Source organism: Mesorhizobium sp. WSM4830 (genome assembly GCF_055811495.1).
This window is the reverse complement of record NZ_JBVVQI010000001.1, coordinates 399,102-417,875: the sequence shown is the minus strand read 5'-3', so window position 1 is coordinate 417,875 and position 18,774 is coordinate 399,102. Positions and strand designations below refer to the sequence as shown.

Annotated in this window: 14 protein-coding genes; 1 reads left to right on the top strand and 13 read right to left on the bottom strand. The window is 63.2% G+C overall.

The window, feature by feature from the left end:
- Positions 1-222: 222 nt before the first annotated feature.
- From AC0L2Y_RS02105 to AC0L2Y_RS02055, 11 genes are all read right to left on the bottom strand, one after another.
- The gene (locus tag AC0L2Y_RS02105) at positions 223-3,351 is read right to left on the bottom strand and encodes a PAS domain-containing protein (protein WP_473553454.1); all 3,129 of its coding nucleotides are present in this window, start codon (positions 3,349-3,351) and stop codon (positions 223-225) included.
- Between the two features lie 403 nt (positions 3,352-3,754).
- Positions 3,755-5,332 carry an MFS transporter gene (locus tag AC0L2Y_RS02100; RefSeq protein ID WP_473553686.1) on the bottom strand — a complete coding sequence of 526 codons (1,578 nt, stop codon included), beginning with the start codon at positions 5,330-5,332 and terminating at the stop codon, positions 3,755-3,757.
- On the bottom strand, positions 5,332-6,426 hold the full coding sequence (locus tag AC0L2Y_RS02095; RefSeq protein ID WP_473553452.1) for an HlyD family secretion protein: 1,095 nt from the start codon (positions 6,424-6,426) through the stop codon (positions 5,332-5,334). The genes AC0L2Y_RS02100 and AC0L2Y_RS02095 overlap by 1 nt, the downstream gene beginning before the upstream one ends.
- 462 nt (positions 6,427-6,888) lie before the next feature.
- Positions 6,889-7,977, bottom strand: a complete 1,089-nt coding sequence (locus AC0L2Y_RS02090) for an ABC transporter ATP-binding protein (protein WP_473553450.1) — start codon at positions 7,975-7,977, stop codon at positions 6,889-6,891.
- Positions 7,978-7,984: 7 nt separating this feature from the next.
- Positions 7,985-9,037 (bottom strand): carbohydrate ABC transporter permease, encoded by a 1,053-nt coding sequence (locus AC0L2Y_RS02085; RefSeq protein WP_473553448.1) that lies wholly within the window; start codon positions 9,035-9,037, stop codon positions 7,985-7,987.
- Positions 9,034-10,056: a carbohydrate ABC transporter permease gene (locus AC0L2Y_RS02080; protein WP_473553446.1), complete on the bottom strand. Its 1,023-nt coding sequence runs from the start codon at positions 10,054-10,056 to the stop codon at positions 9,034-9,036. The genes AC0L2Y_RS02085 and AC0L2Y_RS02080 overlap by 4 nt, the downstream gene beginning before the upstream one ends.
- Positions 10,053-11,321, bottom strand: coding sequence for an ABC transporter substrate-binding protein (locus AC0L2Y_RS02075; RefSeq protein ID WP_473553445.1), 1,269 nt, complete (start codon positions 11,319-11,321; stop codon positions 10,053-10,055). The genes AC0L2Y_RS02080 and AC0L2Y_RS02075 overlap by 4 nt, the downstream gene beginning before the upstream one ends.
- Before the next feature lie 87 nt (positions 11,322-11,408).
- Positions 11,409-13,928 (bottom strand): hypothetical protein, encoded by a 2,520-nt coding sequence (locus AC0L2Y_RS02070; RefSeq protein WP_473553443.1) that lies wholly within the window; start codon positions 13,926-13,928, stop codon positions 11,409-11,411.
- A complete protein-coding gene (gene kduI / locus AC0L2Y_RS02065; protein ID WP_473553442.1) occupies positions 13,925-14,758 on the bottom strand; it encodes a 5-dehydro-4-deoxy-D-glucuronate isomerase in 834 nt (277 codons plus the stop codon). Before kduI ends, AC0L2Y_RS02070 begins: the two co-directional genes overlap by 4 nt.
- A complete protein-coding gene (gene bglB / locus AC0L2Y_RS02060) occupies positions 14,755-15,855 on the bottom strand; it encodes a beta-galactosidase BglB (RefSeq protein WP_473553440.1) in 1,101 nt (366 codons plus the stop codon). The genes kduI and bglB overlap by 4 nt, the downstream gene beginning before the upstream one ends.
- Positions 15,855-16,052, bottom strand: a complete 198-nt coding sequence (locus AC0L2Y_RS02055; RefSeq protein ID WP_473553703.1) for a hypothetical protein — start codon at positions 16,050-16,052, stop codon at positions 15,855-15,857. Before AC0L2Y_RS02055 ends, bglB begins: the two co-directional genes overlap by 1 nt.
- On the opposite strand from AC0L2Y_RS02055, the gene AC0L2Y_RS02050 reads away from it, so the two are divergent.
- Positions 15,967-17,028 carry a LacI family DNA-binding transcriptional regulator gene (locus AC0L2Y_RS02050; protein ID WP_473553439.1) on the top strand — a complete coding sequence of 354 codons (1,062 nt, stop codon included), beginning with the start codon at positions 15,967-15,969 and terminating at the stop codon, positions 17,026-17,028. The two genes, AC0L2Y_RS02055 and AC0L2Y_RS02050, sit on opposite strands and share 86 nt — an antisense overlap.
- Here AC0L2Y_RS02050 and AC0L2Y_RS02045 read toward each other — a convergent pair.
- Positions 17,013-17,483, bottom strand: a complete 471-nt coding sequence (locus tag AC0L2Y_RS02045; protein WP_473553437.1) for a flavin reductase family protein — start codon at positions 17,481-17,483, stop codon at positions 17,013-17,015. The two genes, AC0L2Y_RS02050 and AC0L2Y_RS02045, sit on opposite strands and share 16 nt — an antisense overlap.
- An 11-nt stretch (positions 17,484-17,494) precedes the next feature.
- A complete protein-coding gene (locus tag AC0L2Y_RS02040; RefSeq protein WP_473553436.1) occupies positions 17,495-18,652 on the bottom strand; it encodes an LLM class flavin-dependent oxidoreductase in 1,158 nt (385 codons plus the stop codon).
- Between the last annotated feature and the right edge of the window lie 122 nt (positions 18,653-18,774).

Genomic DNA, 18,774 nt, shown 5'->3' with positions numbered 1-18,774 from the left:
CTGTCGTCATCGGGTGCCCCTGACGGACAAACAAACTCTGGAGATTGTCGGCGCTTCTTGTAGCACTTGCTCTTGATAGCTGGACTGGGCTGACGGACTCACGTCGCCACCCTAATCCCGCCACGCCCCAACCGCACCTCATGGAAATCCATGCATTGCACGGGGCGGCGGCGCCCCTTCACCGAGAGCCGAAAAAACTAAGCGCTTACTGAGCGCCGCCCGTTATTGCGCAGCTTTCGCTTCAACCGGAAGGGTGAAGATGAATGTCGCCCCACGCGGCACGTTATTCTCCGCCCAAAGACGTCCGCCGTGAGACTCGACGATCGAACGGGAGATCGCGAGCCCCATGCCCATCCCGTTCCCTTTCGTTGTAAAGAACGGCTCGAATATCTTGTTGAGACGTTCGATACCCGGGCCGCGGTCGCTGACCTCGGTCTGGGTCGTGTCCTCTATCCGGCGCACGCGCATCCCGAGAACCTTGTCGCCCGCGGTGGTGTCCATTGCCTCCATGCCGTTGCGAATGAGGTTGACCAGGACCTGCTGGATCTGGACGCGATCGAACGCAACCAGCGGAAGGTTGCTTTCGACGTCGATGTCCATGCGAACGCGACGCCGCATGGCCTCCTCGGCCATAAGGTCACGTGCTTCGGCAACGACGCTGGGGATCGGCGTGCTGGTTCTCATTTCAAGCGAAGGTCTGAACAGGGCACGGATGCGGCCGACGACCTCCGCCGCCGAGTTGGCGTCGCGGCTGATGCGCTCGGCCGTGATCTTCGCGCGCTCGACGTTCGGGGGCTCGGCGGACAGCCAACGGTGGCATGCGCTGGAGTTGGCGACGATGGCGGCCAGCGGCTGGTTCACCTCATGAGCGATGGATGCGGAGAGTTCGGCAAGGCTCGCCGCCTGGCTCGCGCGCGCAAGTCTCTCTTGTGCCAGCCGAAGCTCCTCTTGTGTCCGCACCTCATTTTCGATGTCGAGGCAGATAACGTTCCACTGCACGATGGCGCCTTCAGCGTTGCGCATCGGCGCGGCGCGCGTCTCGACCCAGCGATATTCACCATCGAAGCGCCGCAGACGGTGCCGTCGCGCATACGGCTCGCCTGTGGACAGACAATGGGCATATCTCTCTTTGACACCTGTCAGGTCGTCGGGATGAACACCGGCGTCGAGTGTGCCGGCCAGCCGGGACTTTCCCGCTTCGTCCAACTCCTCAAGATTGTATCCGAGAAATTCTCGGAGCTGCTGGCTGCGATATATCGGTTCGCCGTTCGGCGCGGCGCAATCGATCATTGCCGGCAGCGTTTCAACGAGCTGCCAGAGCGCGCGTTCTCTCTCGCGCAGCGCTTCTTCGACGCGCAGCTGATCGTCGATGTCGTGCGTAAGGCCGTACCATTGGACGATGCGTCCACCCTGGTCCCGCAGCGGCTCCGCGCGGCCCTCCATCCAGCGATAAGCGCCATCGGCACGGCGCAGGCGATACTTCATGAAGAAGCGCTCGCCGGTGGCAAAGCAGCTGTCGAGTGCTTCCCTCAGGCTGGCTGCATCGTCGGGGTGGACGACGGTGGCAATGAAGGCCGCCAACCGGCTCGTGTCCGGCTTTTCCGCGTCCGCTATGTCCAGGCCGAGAAAATCTATCAGGCGCTTGTTGAAGAAGGTCGGCTCACCGTTGGGAGACAGCCGCCAGAGGTAGCTCGGAACCATGTTGACGAGTTGCGAGAGCTCTCGTTCCCGGTCGTGCAACGCGGCTTGCGTGGTCACCAGGTCATGGATGTCGACGCTCACGCCGTACCATTGGAGAATGCTGCCATCTTCGTCGCGCAGCGGCTCGGCGCGAGTCTCGGTCCAGCGATAGCCGCCGTCGGCCCGCCTCTGGTGATATCTCTGAACGTAAGGTACGCCCGTTGCGAATGAATGGCGGATCGCCTGCCGTGCGGTGTCGATATCGTCTGGATGGATCACGCTCAGCGACGGCGATCCGTCCGGGGCGGTGATGTCATGGAGCGTGGCCCCGGTTACATCGGTGAACCGCTTGTTGACGTAGGAAGGCGTCCCTTCCCGTGTCGTACTCCAGATCAAAGCGGGCACGGTGTCGATAAGCTGCTGAAGGCGCCGCTCGCTTTTGCGCAACGCCGCTTGCGCGCGCACCTCATCGTCGATGTCGAGAGAAACCCCGTACCACTGCACGACCGTTCCGTCGTCATCGCGCCGCGGCTCGACCCTGCACTCAGCCCAGCGATAGGTGCCGTCTTTTTCGCGCCAGCGAAACCGCATCGCGGAGCCGCCGCCAGTTTCGAAACACCTCAGCAACGTGCGCTGCACCTCGGGTGCATCTTCGGGATGAATCACCTTGTGCAGCAACGTTTCGATGCCCGGCTCGCCGAGCGCATCAAAGTTCGCGATAACGGAGCGGAAATGGTCCTGGTATCGCTTGTTGAAGTAGACCGGCCCGCCGGTCGGCATCACGCTCCAGATGCGGACCGGCACGGCGTCGATCATGTGCTGAAGTTGCTGCTCGCTCTGCCGCAACGCCGCTTCGGCGTGCATCTGATCGTCTATGTCGTGACAGAGGCCGTACCACTGGACGATGCGGCCGGCGTCATCGCGCATCGGCTCCGCCCGGCTCGACATCCAGCGATAGACGCCATCGGCACGGCGCAGGCGATAGCGCATGGCGAAGCTCGCACCGGTAGCGAAGCAACCATGGAGTGCATCGCCGAACGCTGCCGCGTCGTCCGGATGAACGGCGGCCTGTATCATCGCCGCCAGCCGGCTTATGCCCGGTCGGTCCAGATCCGCTACGTCGAGGCCGACAAAGTCAACCATGCGCCCATTGAAGAAGATCGGCTCGCCGTCGGGATCGAGCCGCCAGATGTGACTCGGGACCATGTCCACCAGTTGCGAGAGTTCCCGCTCGCGGTCACGCAATGCTGACTCGGCCCGCTTCTGGTCCTCAATGTCTATTGTCGTGCCGTACCATTGAACGATGCGCCCCTGGCTATCGCGAAATGGTCGTCCTGAGCTTCGAAACCAGCGATAGACGCCATCGGCGCGCCGTAGACGATGCTCGGTATCATAGGGATCGCCGGTTTCGAGGCAATGCCGCCATCTGGCGGCTACAGGATCATAATCGTCGGGATGGACGGCTCGACGCCAGCCGAACTCATCGTCGTCTTCGGAAGTGTTGAGATCCTCATGCGTGTTGCCGAGGAACGCCAGGGTGTTTGGGCTGACATAGGTGAACCTTCCGGCGGCATCGGCTGCCCACGCATGGCCGGGCATGCTCTCGATGATTTGCAGCGCGAGCGTTGCTTCGGGGTCGATTTCGCCAAGTGAGTTGGACGCTGCTGTCATTGGCTTCTCCTGTCGGACAAAAAAGCCTGGGGACGGTCAGCGCCTGATATAGCACTTGTTTTCAATATCTGGACAGGCGAACTCACCGCCTAAATCTAGGCCCGCCATGCCTCGGCTGCATCTCATGGAAATCCATGCATTGCGCGCAGATATCGCTGCTACAGGGGCCCTAACGATCGCCTCGCGCGAGGAGCGACGCGGATCGATGCATCAAGACCTACCACTGGGAATACGAGCCGGACAGGTAAGACGCTCGGCTGCCTCTTCGTCGGCTGCAGAGTGAAACCGGAAAAACCTCTGCATTCGTCATCCCTGTCTCGTCCGGTTAACACGGCTCTTGGGGTAATCTGGAAACCTCTCCCGTCCAATACATCTGTTCCAAAGTATAGAACCTGTACGCGGTTTAGTTCTGCGGAGCGGCTTGGCGGCCGAGCAATTGTTTGGCGACAATGAGACAGGGAGCAGCGACCGCGAACAGCAGGACGAGCGCGAAGAAAGCTTCGTCGAACGAGATCGTGGCGACCTGCTTCTCAAGCGCGCGCTGCAGCAGCGGCAGGGCGGCCTTGGTCGCCGCAGTGCCGTCGACACTGTTCGCCAGAGCGTTCGCAGTGGCTCTCAAGCGCTGGTCTACGGCTGGATCGCCATTGACGAGGTGGGACGCCAGTATCGTCCGATTGTGGGCATTCTGGTGATCAACATACGTTTGCAAGAGGGCTGTGCCGGTCAGACCGCCCACCTGCTTGCCGAAGTTGAACAGCCCGATGCCGAACGGCAGCGCATTGGCGGCAAGGCCCTGCAGTGTAACCAGCGTCAGTGCCACGAACAGAAGGCCGAGGCCGAATCCTCGCAGCAGCAGAGCAAGGGTCAGGTCCGGTGATCCGCTACCGCTCGTCGAAGCGGACAGCATCCACATGGCGCCTGCGAAGAGCAGAATGCCAAATGGCGCAAGCGTGATCGGGCGCATCCCGGTCCTTTGGATGACGAAGCCGGACAACAGAAGTCCAAGCGCGAGCATGGCTCCGCTGGGCAGCAGAAGCACTCCTGCGCCCGTGGCGGTAAAATCGAGCACGTTGAGGGCAAAAGCCGGAATGAGATAGGCGCTGCTTGAAAGAGCAGAGCCGGCGACGAAGCTGACGAGCAGGCCGAAGCGAAAGTCCGGATTGCCAAGGGGCGAGATGGCCAGCAGTGAGCCTTCTGAACGAAAGCGGGTCTCCCAGACGGCCAGAAGGCCGGCGGCCGTCACACCGGTTGCGGCAAGGAAGGTGATGTCGGTGTCGTCGAACCAGTTGAACCTGCTGCCTTGCAGCAGGACGTAGGTCAAAAGCGCGGCGCTGATGCCGAGCAACAATATCCCGACGGCAGGAAACCTGGTTTTCCGCCAAAAGGTCTGATCGCCGTCCGCCGCCAGAAGGAGAAGGGAGACGATGCCGAGCGGACTGATGCTCAGGAATATCCACTCCCAGGTCAGATGATCGACAAGCCAGCCCTGCAGGGCCGGCGTGACGGTCGTCGGAGCCATGACGGCGCCTACGGCAAAAACCGCCTGAACGACGGGCTGATGCCGGTGCGGGAAGCGAAAGAACAGTAGTGTCTGGCCGGCGACGAGAACTGTGCCGCCGGCCAGTCCTTGGACAATGCGGCAGATGCAAATCCAGGTGAGGTCCACCGACAACGTCAAGGTCGCGGATGCCAGCAGAAGGGCGACAACCCCCGCGCGCAGGCAGGCGGTCGGCCTGGCTGCTGTCACAAGAAGCGGAGCGACAAGGAACGCCGTCAGCTTGGCCGCGATGAAAACAACGTCGATCATCGCCAGTTCGTCCAACGTTGCGTAGGTGTCGCCGAGCATGTCGATCCGGCCGATGGACAGTGCGGTGGATGCGACCGCGTCCATGAAGGCGGCAAGCACGACGCCGGTTGCTATCAAGCAAGCGCGCAGGGTGCCGGGATGGCGCTGCACAGCCGCCGTTTCGGCGAGGTGCATCATTGTGCTGAGCGCCCGTCCGCGGTCCCGCCTGTCTGCATTTCCTGCGCTACTGCCGGAGCATCCCTGGTGCCGACGGTGATGGCAACACGAGCCGAGAGTCCCGGAACCAGGCGGCCGGGCAACGGATTGCGCGTCATCCTGATCTTGACCGGCACGCGTTGGACGACGCGGATGAAGTTTCCGGTGGCATTGTCCGGCGGCAGCAGGCTGAATGCCGCGCCACTGCCGGGAGCGAAGCTGTCGACAAAGCCGTCGATTTGCAGATCTGGATATTCGTCAACCATGACGCGGACGCGTTGGCCGATCTCAACCTGCTTCAGCTGTGTTTCCTTGAAATTGGCGACGATCCAGACATCGTTAACCGGAACGATGTCCAGGGCTGCTGTCCCTGGGTTGACATAGCGGCCGACACGGATCTGGCGATTGCCGACGATGCCGTCGACCGGGGCCCGCACGACGGTGTTGGCCAGGTCGAGCATTGCCAGGTCGAGCGCTGCCTGTGCCTGCGACAGGGCTGCCTGCGCACCGGACAATTGTGCATCCAGAACACCGAGCTTCAACTTTTGAGCCAGCAGATTGGCCTCTGTGCCGTCCAGCGATGCCTTTGCCTTGTCATGGCCGGCCTGCGCATCCTGCAGCTTCTGATCGCTTGCGGTCCCGTTCTTCTGCAGCGTGACGTAGCGGTTCAGGTTGGCGCGGGCGAATTGCAGGTCGGCTGCGGCAGATTGCTTCTGCGCCTCAGCCTGCGCGATCAATGCGTCCTGCAGTTCACGGGTCGCCTTGATGTTGGCGATTTCCGCCTGCCGAGCGGCGACGTTGGCTTTCGCCTGCTCCGCCTTGGCCTTGTAGTCGCTGTCGTCGATGCGAAACAGGACAGCACCCTTAGACACACTGGCATTGTCGTCTATGTCGACTTCGACGACGTAACCGGCAAGCTTCGGAGCGATGCTGGTAATGTCTCCGCGGAGATAGGCGTTATCGGTCGTTTCCTCGAACCGGCCCCGCGTGAACCATTGCCAGCTCCATATAGCTGCCATTGGAATCACCATAAGGGCAACGATGACGATTGCGATCTTGCGGGCTCGGCTCATGATTGCCTCGACACCCGGTCGATGCGCTCGCTATCGAAGGAGGTATCCGCCTCCCGAAGAGCGAGATGTTCGCCAAGGCTGGAAGCCCATGGTGCGCAGTACAGTTTCACGAGAACGTCTCCGTCGAGCTGCGGTTCTGCAACAAAGCAGAACTGCAGAACGATCGCGGATTTCACGGCCTCGCCGCTATCACGCGGACGAACATCCCATCTGCCCTGATCGGTGGTTCGTACTGAACCTCAGCACAGGTCGTATTATCAGTCAGCCGGATTCCTCAGGCGCGCGAACGTGCCGGCGCCGAGCTCCGTATCGCCGAAGACCGTGGCAGCAATGATCGCAGAGAGCGCCCTCTTGAAGAGTTCGGTTGTCTTAACGTTCACCTATTTTGACATGCGCGCAACACGCGTTCGCTGTGCGGCAGTCACGACGGTTCATGAAAGCAACCCGCTATCTTGCCTCCGGCTAACGCGGTGCGACACGCAGCCCGGCGGCATCGAAGAGATGCATACGCTCCGACGGCAGAGCGAGGTTGATCGGCGGCCCTTGCGATTCAACCCCCTGCTGCTTGAGAACGGCGATAAGTTTGCTGTCGCCGGCAATGGTGGCGTGGACAACGGTTTCCGGTCCCAACGCCTCGGCCAGCGTTACCCGCGCTTCCACCGATCCCTTGCTGCCATTCGAAAGTTGGATGTCGTGTGGCCGGATGCCAAGCGTCGCGTCGTCCCCCGGTTTCAGCGCGACTCCGTCGGCCGCGACCGAGGCCGACAGCCCGCCTGGACCTTCGACACGCACCTCGGCGGCGCTTGCCGAACGCACCTTTACCGGCAGCAGGTTCATCCGCGGCGCGCCGATGAAGCCGGCGACGAACAGGTTGGCCGGCGCGTTGTAGAGATCGAGCGGCCGGCCGACCTGTTCGATCCGCCCCGAGCGCATGACCACGATGCGGTCCGCCAGGGTCATCGCCTCGATCTGGTCATGGGTGACGTAGACCATCGTGGTTGCCAGCCGCCGGTGCAGGCCCGCCAGTTCAGCGCGCATGGTGATGCGCAGTTCGGCATCGAGGTTGGACAGCGGTTCATCGAGCAGAAAGGCGGTCGGATTGCGCACCACCGCACGGCCGATCGCGACGCGCTGCTTCTGGCCGCCCGACAATTGACCGGGCCGGCGGTCCAGATAGGGAGCAATTTCCAGCATGCGCGTCGCTTCCGTGATCCGCGCGTCGATCTCGGCTTTCGGCATACGGATGTTTTCGAGCCCGAAGGCGAGGTTCTGGCGCACGCTCATGTGCGGGTAGAGCGCGTAGGACTGGAACACCATCGCCAGGCCGCGCTGCGCGGCCGAAACGTTGGTGACGTCGACCCCGTCGATCTCGATCTTGCCGTCGGTCGGCCGATCGAGCCCGGCAATCAGCCGCAGCAGCGTGGACTTGCCGCAACCCGACGGGCCGACGAGGACCAGCATCTCGCCGTCACCGACGTCGAGGTTGATGCCGTGCAAGATCTTCATCTTGCCGTAAGCGCGATCGATGTTGGTCAGCGTTATCCGTCCCATGACATCCTCACTTCAGCCCGGTGCCGGCAATGCCGGAAGTGATGTAACGCTGCAGGAAGACGAAGACGAGGACGACGGGGATCATCGTCACGACTGTCATCGCCAGGATGTAGTGCCACTGCACGTTTAGCTGGCCGGCATAGGTGTTGAGGCCGACCTGGAGTGTGTAGAGTTCCTTGCGCGACAGCACCACCAGCGGCCACAGAAAGTCGTTCCACCGCCAGACGACCGAGAAGATCGCCAGCACGGCGAGCGCCGGTGCTGCAAGCGGCAATACGATCCGCCAGTAGATCTGCCATTCGGAAGCGTTGTCCATGCGCGCCGCATCGAGCAACTCGTCGGGAATGGTCAGCATATATTGGCGCAGCAGAAAGACGCCGGTCGGCGTCGCCACGGTCGGCAAGATCACGCCCCACAGCGAATCGAGCAGCCCGACGGCGCCCACCACCGAATAGAGCGGCACCAGGATGACCGACAGCGGCACCATCAGCGTACCGACGATCACAAGCATCGTCAGATCGCGGCCGCGGAACTTATATTTCGACAAGGCGAAGGCGGCCATCGAATTGGTGAGCAGCGTGATCAGCGTCGCCATTGCCGTCACAAATACCGAATTGCGCAGATAGCGCAGGAAGTCGAAATGGACGAAGGGCTCGGTGTAGTTCTCCGTCGCGAAGCCGATTTCGCGTACCGGCTGCCGGTCGGCGATGTTGACCTTGACCACATCGTTCGGCGCCTGCGGGTCCACCATCTGCGCCATGATGCCGATGCGCCGCACCTCGGCCAGCACCTTGGTCGAACCATCCGGCAGCTTGACCCTGTAGAGGGCCAGCGGCTTTTCGTAGCCTTCAACCCTCGCCTGTTGGCTGACATAAGGCATTATGGTCGGCGGGAACTCGGCGAGCTGTGCGGGCGTCTTGAATGACGAACCCACCAGCCAGACGGCCGGACCGAACATGATGACAACGCCGCCGAGCAGCCACAGCCAGCTCACGATATCCGTCCAGTGCCAGCCGCGACCGCCGCGCCTGCGGGTCAGGAATGTCACGACCCGGCTCATTCGCGGGCTCCTTTCCGCTCACCCCGGCGTCCGACCTGCAGTTGAACCAAGGTGAGCACGACCAGCACCAACCCCATCAGGATCGAAGCCGCCGAAGCCAGCCCCGGATTGCGCAGCAGGGAGGCGAAGCCGATCTCATAGATGTACTGCGTGATATAGAGGGTCGAGGTTCCCGGCCCTCCACCCGTCAGCACATAGACTTCGTCAAAGATCTGCACAGCGCGGATCAGCGTCAGTACGATGACGACAAGCAGATTCGGCATCAGCAGCGGCAGCGTGATGCGCCAGAACACCCGCGCCGGCTTGGTGCCGTCCATCTCGGCCGCTTCGTAAAGGTCGCGCGGGATCGCCTGCAATCCGGCAAGCAGGATCAGCGTATAGAAGCCCATATGGGCCCAGACCGAAACGCTGACCGCGGCGGTGAAAGCCCAGAAACGGTCCGTCAGCCAATTGTGCGGCTCGCCGCCCATATCATGGACGATCAGGTTGAGCAGGCCCTGGCGCTGCAGGATCCAACGCCAGATCAGGCCGGTGACGACGGGCGACAACAGCACCGGGAAGAAGAACACCGCGCGCCAGAAGCTACGCCCGACGATCTCGCGGTTGAGGATCAACGCCGTCGCCATCGACACGACCGTCATCAGCGCCACCTGCACGACGACGAACAGGCCGGTATTGTGCACGGCCTTCCAGAAGAGATCCTCGTGGCAAGTCGCAGTGTCCAGGTAGTTGCCGCAATCGAGCAGGCGCTGGTATTGCTCGAGCCCCACATAGGTTCGGTCCTGCAGGAAGTAGGCCGTTCCTGACGTGGCCGAATAGAAAAAGTTGATGATCATCGGCACCAGGACGAAAATGCCGAAGATCGCCATGTTTGGGGCGAGGAAGAACGCGGCCATGCCGCCGGTGCCCGTCGCGCGCTGCCAGAACTTCAGCGGCACGTTGATGATCGACGCCAGCCACACGACCGGCCCCGCGAGGGCGGCGCCAATCCATGCCTTCAGTGTCGCGGCGGCGGTCACTTCGCCTCGGCAACCTTGTCGGCGATATCCTGGTCGATCCTGCCCCAGGCATCGTCGAGGCTGAGCTCGCCGGCCATCACCTGGCTGACGCGCGTCACCAGCGCGGCGAAGTAAGCGTTGGCCCACTTCCACGGCGGCAGTGCATCGGCCGCCGGCAGGGTTTCACCCGCCGCCTTGACGAACTTGTCGAGCGCCGGACCGACGTTCTTGTCGGCAGAGACCCATTTCAGCCCGCCCTTGTCTACGACGCCCTTGTGCGCGGGCAGAAACAGCGTGCGCTCGCTGAATTCTTTCACCACGTCTTCACGGGCCAGATAATCCATGACCTTGGCGACGTCCTTGGGATTCTTCGTGTATTTGATGGCGACCAGCGCCGCGCCGCCCTTCACGCCCGAACAGCCTGCGGTACCGCAGGGCGAGCCGGTTGCCACCCAGTCGAAACTGTCGCCGATCTTGGTCGACAGATTGGCGACCTGCCAGCTGCCAGAATAGTAGAACGGGATCTGGGCGTTGATGAAGTCATCGGCGGCCGCGCGGTAGGTCGAGCCTGCCGCCGACACCCACGTATCCTTCAGCATCAGGCCCTTGGCGGTCCAGTCGACGAGCTTGCCGACGAAAGCCTTGGTGCCGTCGTCCACTTTCGCCGGCATGTCATCGGGGCCGATATAGTTCGCTCCAAAGGAGACATTCGGACCCGAAATGCGGTGACCGGAACGGTCGATGGCGAAGGCAGCCGGAAGCTGCTGGCTCTTCGCCACCTCGGCGGCGGCGTTGATCCAGTCGTCCCAGGTCGCCTTGTCGCCGGGCAGCGGCACGCCGGCCTGTTCGAACAGCGTCTTGTTGGCGAAACCGCCGGTGAGCGTGAGCTGGGTCATGAAACCCGGGATGGCGTTGGAGCCGTCGGGGCGCATCCAGTCCAGCGTGTCGGCGAAATTGTCCTCCCAATATTTCGGATCGGCCAGCAGTGGCCTGAGATCGAGCCAGTGCTGGGCAAGCTCCTTGATGTTGGTGACGCGGGCGATGTCCGGGCCCTGGCCGGCCTCGAGCTGGATGGGCAACTGCTCCTGGATCACCTTGTAGGCGACGTTGTCGAGCGTGACGTGGATGTCGGGATTGTCCTTCATGAAGCGGTTCAGGATGTCCTGGATGACATCGCCTTCGACACCGTCCGAATACCACATGATGCGCACGTCGCCGGCAAACGCGCTGGTCGATGCGAGCAGACTGACCGATAGCGCGGCCACCAAAGTGCGGGTCTTATTCATGCTTCGTCTCCTCCTTTGCCGGGGCGGCGCCCCGATGGTTCAAGCGGCCACGCCCTCTCCTCTTGAGCGTCGCAGCCGATTTCCTCCCTACTCTCTTTGCTTCATGCGCATCGCCTCGCCGCGCACGGTCCAGTTGGCCGGATCGAGTATACGTCCCTCAGCCACGATCCTTGCGTCGGCGAGGAAATGCACCGTGCCGTACTCAGGATCCTCAACGATCAACTCGCCGTCGGGACCCGACCGCACCGACAGGCCGGCAAAGGCGCCCGCCCAGGCGTCGAGGACCGGCAGATTGGCATTCCGGTCACCGAGGCGGACGATCCATGTCGTCCTGCGTCCCGCCGCCCGCAACTCGTTGCCGGCCGTCGGGCCGGCCACGACCTGCGTGAGCGGAACATCCGTCTTCAGCATGACGAAGGCTTCGCCCGATTGCGCGAACGCCCGATCGCCACCCACTTGCACGGCATCAAAGGCACGTGCGGGGAACCAGGCATGCGTGAAGTCGGGCTGTTCATCCGAGCAAGAGAAGCTGACGACGGCGAGGTCTCGGTATTGGTGGAGCCGGGGCAAAGTGCCTGAGCCACCCCAATATGATGGTCTGCCATATCCCGACTGCAGCACTTCGCCGGGGTGGTTGATCCAGATCTGCGCATCCGGATTCTTGCCGAGCCGGGCGTGAATGACGGTCTCCTGATAACCCCATTGATTCCAGCGGTAACCAGCGGCGCTGCCCATCGCATGGTCGCGCGTCTTATAGTGGTAGAGCCGCGCGAAGCGGTCTTGTCCCTGCGCAAAAGTCCATTCCCACGCCGCATCGCCGGTAAGGGAAGCAATTGCTGCCAACCCCTCCGGAACGCTCAAATCGTGATCCCGCAGGCAGAGTGCCAGCTGCGGCAGCGCGTGAAAGCGCATGCCGTAATTGCCCTTGCCCCATAGCATGCGGCAGATGCCGGATAATTCCAGGGAACGCGCCGCGCGCAGCGTGTGCTCATAGGAGCGGCCCTGCGCCCCGGTGAGGATGCCGCGATGCGCCGAGCGGGCGACGATTTCAAGCAGGCGTGTGATTGCCTTGCCAGCACGTTCGGCGATGTCCCAGTCCGGGGCCAGCGCGTAGAGCGCACACAGGCCCTTGAGGTCGATCGGGAAATAGGGCGCCGAGTTGAACTCGGCCATCTCCCATGCCTCGAAATGGTCGAGCCAGGCGCGTACCCGCGCGGCTCCAACCGCGGACTGTTCGCGGCCAAGGCGGCCCGACCGCACGAACCGTGAATCGGGCAACAGCACTCCCGCAATATAGGCGGCGGTGTGGAAGAGCAGCGCGTGGTTCTCGGAGAAGTACCACTGCACATCATTGCCGGGCTCGTCCATCCAGTAGCGATAGCCGAGGATGGCGTTGTCGACGCGCGCGCGCAGGCTCGCTTCCAGCCGATCGCCATAGGCCTTGCGGCACCACAACAGCGGCACCAGGATGAAGTCGGCGCAATCGTGACAATCCTCGATCGCCGGCAGCGTGCCGGAGATCATGGCGTCGGTCTCGGAGCCCTGCTGTCCGATCGCCAGGCGCGCCAGCGCGCGCACGGTGTCGGCCTCGGCGTGACCGGCGACCTCGCGCAAGGCCTCATCGATACGCGCAGTAAGCGTTTCCGGCGCCTCGCCCTGACGGCGCGCGTGGCATATCTCGACGCCGAAGACACGCGATACGGCATGGTCTGCGACCGTAAGCGTCACCTTGAAATGGCGAAAGTCGGCCGGCAGCTGCTCGGCATCGGCGATCGGCAGCCGCGTCTGGCCCGCCGGCAGATCGAAGGCGAAGCGCACCGGCGTCTCGATCGACATGAAATCGCCCTCGATCTCGACCTCGACTTGCGCGTCGCGCGGCAGGGCCACGCCGGTGACGAGCGCCACCTCGCCGCCGTCATAGGCGGGACGCTCGAAATGCATGTCGTCGAGGGCTGCTTCCATCGCATCGGCAACGCCGCTCTCGACTTCGATCGGCAGTGCCACCGAAGCAGCCGGACCGGATAGATAGTCGAGCTGAAAATAGTAGCGGGCATCGCGCTCGGCGAGATCGTCGAACCATATGCGAATGTCGTTGCGGCCGGCCCTCAGCGCGATCTTGAAGTGCTCGGCACTTTCCAGATTGCGGCCGTAGGGCGCCATCCAGCCGGCTTCCTCACCATTGGCAAAGAGTATGGCGCCGCCGCATGTGCGCAGCCGCACCATCACCTCGCCACTCGAGGCCACCTCGATGGTGGTCTCGACCCAGGTTCCAAGCACCGTCGGCCGAAACCAGAAGCCCGATAGGTCGATGCGCGGCGAGGCGAAGGGCAGCCAGAGGCGCTCGGCGCCGAATTCGGCGCTGACCTGTGGTCGCTTGCCGCGTCGTTCCGCCGCGAACCGCGTGCGGCACGGATATTCATGCGGAATGAAATTCTTGTGCTTGGTCAGGAAGAAGAAGGGATCCATCTCGCCTTGCATGGGCTGGTCGGCCACGTCGTAGCGTTGCTCGGCGATAGACCCGAGCCGCCAATAGACGATTGGCTGCCCCGCCATGAGCGGCCGGCGCAGCGTAAAATCCGTCCGAACGCTTTGCGCGGCCTCGCTCATCGCAAATCCTTCACGGCAACTGGATCGACATCGGTGTAGGCCTGGTTCTCGCCGGTCATGCCCCAGACGAAAGCATAGGGGCCGGTGCCGGCGCCCATATGGATAGACCAGGCGGGCGACAGGACAACGTCACCGTCAGCGGCCATCAGGTGGCGCGTCTTGTCTGGCCGGCCCATCAGATGGATTACACGGTCGGCTTCGGCGAGGTCGAAGTAGCAATAAGCTTCCATGCGCCGCTCATGCAGATGCGGCGGCATCGTGTTCCACACGCTGCCCGGCGCGAGGTCGGTGATCCCCATCAGCAAGAGGCAGGACGGGGCCACTTCGGGATGGATGTACATGCGCAGCGTGCGCCTGTTCGCACGAGCCTCCTCGCCGAGCACAAGCGGCTTGGCTTCGCTGCTGACGACGAGACGGTGCGCAATATCGGCGCCGGCCGGCACCGAGTTCATGTAGAAGCGTGCCGGCCTCTCCGGATCGTCGCTCGCCAGCGTCACCTCACGCGCTCCGCGTCCGACATAGACGATGTCGCGGTTAGCCGCGGGAAAGCGCCGGCCGTCCACCGCGACCGCACCATTGCCGCCGAGATTGGCGATGCCCATCTCGCGCGCGTCAAAGAAGAGCGGGGTGCCGACTTCGGCCCCGTTGCCGAATGCCAGCGGGTTGGCCAGCGGCACCGCGCCACCGACGATCATGCGGTCGACATGGGTGTAGACGAATTCGATCGCGCCAGGCCGGAACAAGCCGTCGACCAGGAACTCTGCCCTCAACCGGTCCGTGTCCATGCCGGCAATATCGGCCGGCGACGCGCCATAGAGCGTCCGCATCATGCCGCCTCCACCTTCGACTGCAGATGCCGCGCCCCTTCGGTCAGGCACAGAATGGCCAGCGCCTGCCCGTAGCCCGTCGGATGGATGGGTATATCGCGATAGAACTGCAGGTCGGCGCCCATGCGTGTGCCATAGGACACGTTCGCCACCACACCTTTGTCATCGATGTTGGCCACCACGGCTTCCAAGGCGCGGAGGCCGGCGGCACGGCACTCTGTCGAGCCGATGCCGAGCCGCGCGGCCTTCATCAACCCGTAGCCGAAGCCGGCCGTGGCGGAAATCTCCTCGTAAGACGTCGGGTCGTCGAGCAGAGTGTGCCATGCTCCCGAACCTGCCTGCACCTCGAGCAGGGCGTTGATCTGCGTCTCCAGCACGCCGAGCAGATAGGCCCGGACCGAAGGCGCAATTTCGGCGAACTCCACCAGTTCGAGGATACCGACAGTAATCCAGGCATTGCCTCTCGCCCAACGCGCACGGGCGAAATTGTGCCGTCCCGCGAACGTCCAGCCGTGAAACCACAGCCCTGATGCCGGGTCGGCGAGATAACGGGCGTGGACCAGGAATTGCCTTTCTGCTTCTTCGACGAAGCGACGTTGGCCGGCAGCCTGGCCATACGATGCGAGGAACAGCGCCACCATGAACAGCGTGTCGTCCCACAATTCGTCGTCGTTGACCCGGTCCGAAACATCATGCTGGAAACCGCCTTCGGGCGTCCGCGGCAAGGCGGTGGCGACCCGCTCGGCCCATTCGCGCAGCACCGGCTCGAAGCGCGGCTGGCGCCGGCGCCGCCACAATTCGCTTAGCGCCAAAAGGGGCGCGGTGGTGTTGACGTTCATCGCAGGCAGACCGGCAGCGATGCGTCGGTCATACCAGGCCTCGATCGTCTGCAGCAGCCGATCGTCGCCGGTCTGCGCCCACAGCCGAACCAGCCCGTAGAGCCCGACGCCTTGCGGCCATTCCCAGCTGTCGAAGCTAACATAGTCGCCCGGCGTGCCGTCGAGATTCGGCTCATGGAACCGCCCGTCATGACGCAAGCCGGTCATGCCGGCCACGAGGCTGGCAAGCGCGGAATTCAGGCGTTCGGCCGATAGCGGCATCACTCCTCCCGTTTCTCCCGCTTCATCGGAACTGTTTCACAGCCATTTTTCTTGCGCAATCTGAAAATTTTTTGCATTAATCGGATGACTTTGCCGGAGGTGACGGAGCGGATGAATATCCAGTGCAAGCGCGGCCGCCCCAGCCGCCGCATTCGACTTGAAGAGATCGCGGCGCGTTGCGGCGTGTCGGTCAGCACCGCCTCTCGTGCGCTGAGCGGCGTCGGTGGCGTGAGGGATGAGCTTCGTGCCAAGATCATCGAAACGGCGAAGTCGATGAACTATGCCGTTCCCGCTTCGGTTGCCGGCCGCAAGGTCATTCTGGCCGCAAGCAGCGTGGCAATGGTGGACAGTGCCCGCAATCAGTTCACCTACCACGTCCTTGACGGGCTCAGCGAGCGCGCCCGGTTGCTGGGCGTCGAACTGGTGACCCGGCCGGTTTCGGCGCCCGAGGACGAAATCGCGCTGCTGCGTGAATCCGAGCGCGACGACAGCGTCGCCGGCTGCCTGTTTCTGACGCTGGACGATGACGATGTGCTGACGCTGACAGCCGGCTTCGCTAAGCCGATCGTGCTCGTCAACGGCGACGATCCCTCGATGCGCCATTCGAGCGTGACGCCCTGCAATCGCTCTGCCGCCATGCTTGCGGCGCAGCATCTGATCGGCCTCGGCCACCGCCGCATCCTGTTCCTGATGCGGCGTGGCCGGCGCACGATCGAGCGGCGCTACGAAGGTTGGCGCGACGCGCTGATCACGGCCGGCATTGCCGGCTTCGACGACTTCGTGGTCGAGGTGCAGGACTGGCTGCCGGAACTTGCGAGCAGGGCCGTCAGCGAGCGCATCGCGGCCCGCGGCCTCGATTTCACCGCCGTGCTGACGGCTGGCGACAGCTTGGCGTTTGGTGCCATCGCCGGCGTCCAGGAGGCCGGATACTCGGTGCCTGGCGACGTGTCCGTGGTCGGTATGGACGACTTGCCGCTCGCTGCCTTCTGCAATCCGCCGCTGACGGCGATGCACATTCCTATGCGCGAGATCGGATCGGCGGCGCTTAGCCTGCTGCTCGACGATATGGCCCATTCGGGGTCGCCGCCGCGTCGCGTCGAACTTGCCTGCAATCTCGTGGTGCGCCAGTCGACGGCACCAGCCCGAAGCGGCGGTCATCAGCTGGCCTTTTGAGCGCGCGACTTGCCGCCAGCAAAGAGCAGCGGCAAACCCTCTTGCGTCTCCAGTTCAAGGACACGTCCAAGCAGGATCATATGGTCGCCAGCCGGGAAGCGGTCGACGACGCTGCATTCGAACCGCGCCAGTGCGCGCGGCAGCAATGGCACGCCGTGCTCGCTCCACGACAGGTCAAGATCGGCAAAGTCCGTCCCCGACTTCGAAAAGCGCCAGCACAGATCGATTTGATCTTCCGCCAACACGTGAATGGCGTAGTGCGCGGAATTGGCGAAGGCTTCGAACCGGCGCGAGTGGCGGCCGATTGACCAGAGCACCAGCGGCGGATCGAGCGACACGGATGAGAAGCTGTTGGCAGTGATCGCGACCGGGCCGCCGGCCGTGCCGGTGGTGACGACCGTGACGCCGGTGGCGAAACGTCCGAAGGCGTTGCGCAAAAGGCGGGGATCACACACGACATGCTCCATCAGCGGCGCTCTCCCGTTCCCAGTGGTGTCGCCGGGATCCGTTCCGGCACCCGGCCATAGGCGTGCGGGAGCGAGCATGTCTTGAGCTGGGGCAACACCTTGGTGCCGAAATGACGCGCCTCGTCGAGATGCGGGTAGCCGGAAAAGATGAAAGCGCGGATCCCCATCTTCATATACGCTTCGATTTCCGACAGAACCTGATCGGTCGAGCCCACCAGCGCCGCGCCGCAACCAGAGCGCGCCCGCCCGACGCCCGTCCACAGATGCGGCTCGACATAGCCTTCGGCGTCGGCGATCTGGCGGTTCCTGGCCTGGTGCGATACGCCGAGCGATCGGGCGTCGAGCGCGCGCTCGCGGATCGCCCTGCCCTGCTCGTCGTCCAACCTCGAAACCAGCTCCCGGGCATATTCCTTTGCCTCGGCCTCGGTATCGCGCACGATCATGTGGACGCGCAGGCCATAGTCGAGCGTCCGCCCATGACGCTCGGCGCGTTGGTGGACGGCTCTCATGCGGCCGGCAAGCTCCTCCCTGGTTTCCGGCCACATCAGGTAGACGTCGCACTGTTCGGCGCAAAGCTCGAGCGCGTCGGGCGAATAACCGCCGAAATAGAGCAGCGGACCGCCATTCTGCTGATAGGGCTTCGCCGGTGCCGTCGAGAGCCCGTTATAGCGATAGACCTCGCCCTCGAAATCGATGCTGTCCCTGGTCCAGGCCTGGCGCAGGATCTGCACCACCTCGCGGGAACGGCGATAGCGGTAGGCGCTGTCGGCTGTCTCGCCCGGAAAGTCCGATGAAATGATGTTCACCGTCAGCCGGCCTTCCAGCATGTGGTCCAGCGTCGCAATCGTGCGCGCCAGCATGATTGGCTGCATCTCGCCGCAGCGCACAGCGGCAAGCAGATTGATCTTCGACGTGATCGGCGCACAGCCGGCAACGAAGCTCAGCGTGTCCTGGCCGACCTGATAGGACGACGGACACAGGATGTTGCGGAAACCGAGTTCCTCGGACGTCTTCACGATCTCGGAGCAATGCGCCCAGCTCGAGCGCAGCGCGCCGTCCGGCACGCCGAGATACTGGTAGTCGTCCGAGCAGAGTGCGGCGAACCACGAGACTTCGGCAGCATCGAGATCCGGCGAGGTGATTGGGACGGTGCTCATTTCCACTCTTCAGAAAAGACGTCCGGGCCACTCTTCAATGACGTCCGGAGCTGCGAATAGGGCTTGCGTAGCATTCGTTTTGATGTAGATCAATACTGTATCAATTTGGAGCCAAACCCGAA

Excerpts from the sequence above, each read along its gene's own strand:
- kduI (WP_473553442.1), bottom strand. The coding sequence starts at position 14,758 with ATGATGCGGACGCTCTATGGCGCGTCGCCGGCCGATATTGCCGGCATG.
- AC0L2Y_RS02075 (WP_473553445.1), bottom strand. The coding sequence starts at position 11,321 with ATGAATAAGACCCGCACTTTGGTGGCCGCGCTATCGGTCAGTCTGCTC.
- bglB (WP_473553440.1), bottom strand. The coding sequence starts at position 15,855 with ATGCCGCTATCGGCCGAACGCCTGAATTCCGCGCTTGCCAGCCTCGTG.
- AC0L2Y_RS02040 (WP_473553436.1), bottom strand. The coding sequence starts at position 18,652 with ATGAGCACCGTCCCAATCACCTCGCCGGATCTCGATGCTGCCGAAGTC.
- AC0L2Y_RS02100 (WP_473553686.1), bottom strand. The coding sequence starts at position 5,332 with ATGCACCTCGCCGAAACGGCGGCTGTGCAGCGCCATCCCGGCACCCTG.
- AC0L2Y_RS02070 (WP_473553443.1), bottom strand. The coding sequence starts at position 13,928 with ATGAGCGAGGCCGCGCAAAGCGTTCGGACGGATTTTACGCTGCGCCGG.
- AC0L2Y_RS02085 (WP_473553448.1), bottom strand. The coding sequence starts at position 9,037 with ATGAGCCGGGTCGTGACATTCCTGACCCGCAGGCGCGGCGGTCGCGGC.
- AC0L2Y_RS02050 (WP_473553439.1), top strand. The coding sequence starts at position 15,967 with ATGAATATCCAGTGCAAGCGCGGCCGCCCCAGCCGCCGCATTCGACTT.
- AC0L2Y_RS02105 (WP_473553454.1), bottom strand. The coding sequence starts at position 3,351 with ATGACAGCAGCGTCCAACTCACTTGGCGAAATCGACCCCGAAGCAACG.
- AC0L2Y_RS02090 (WP_473553450.1), bottom strand. The coding sequence starts at position 7,977 with ATGGGACGGATAACGCTGACCAACATCGATCGCGCTTACGGCAAGATG.
- AC0L2Y_RS02095 (WP_473553452.1), bottom strand. The coding sequence starts at position 6,426 with ATGAGCCGAGCCCGCAAGATCGCAATCGTCATCGTTGCCCTTATGGTG.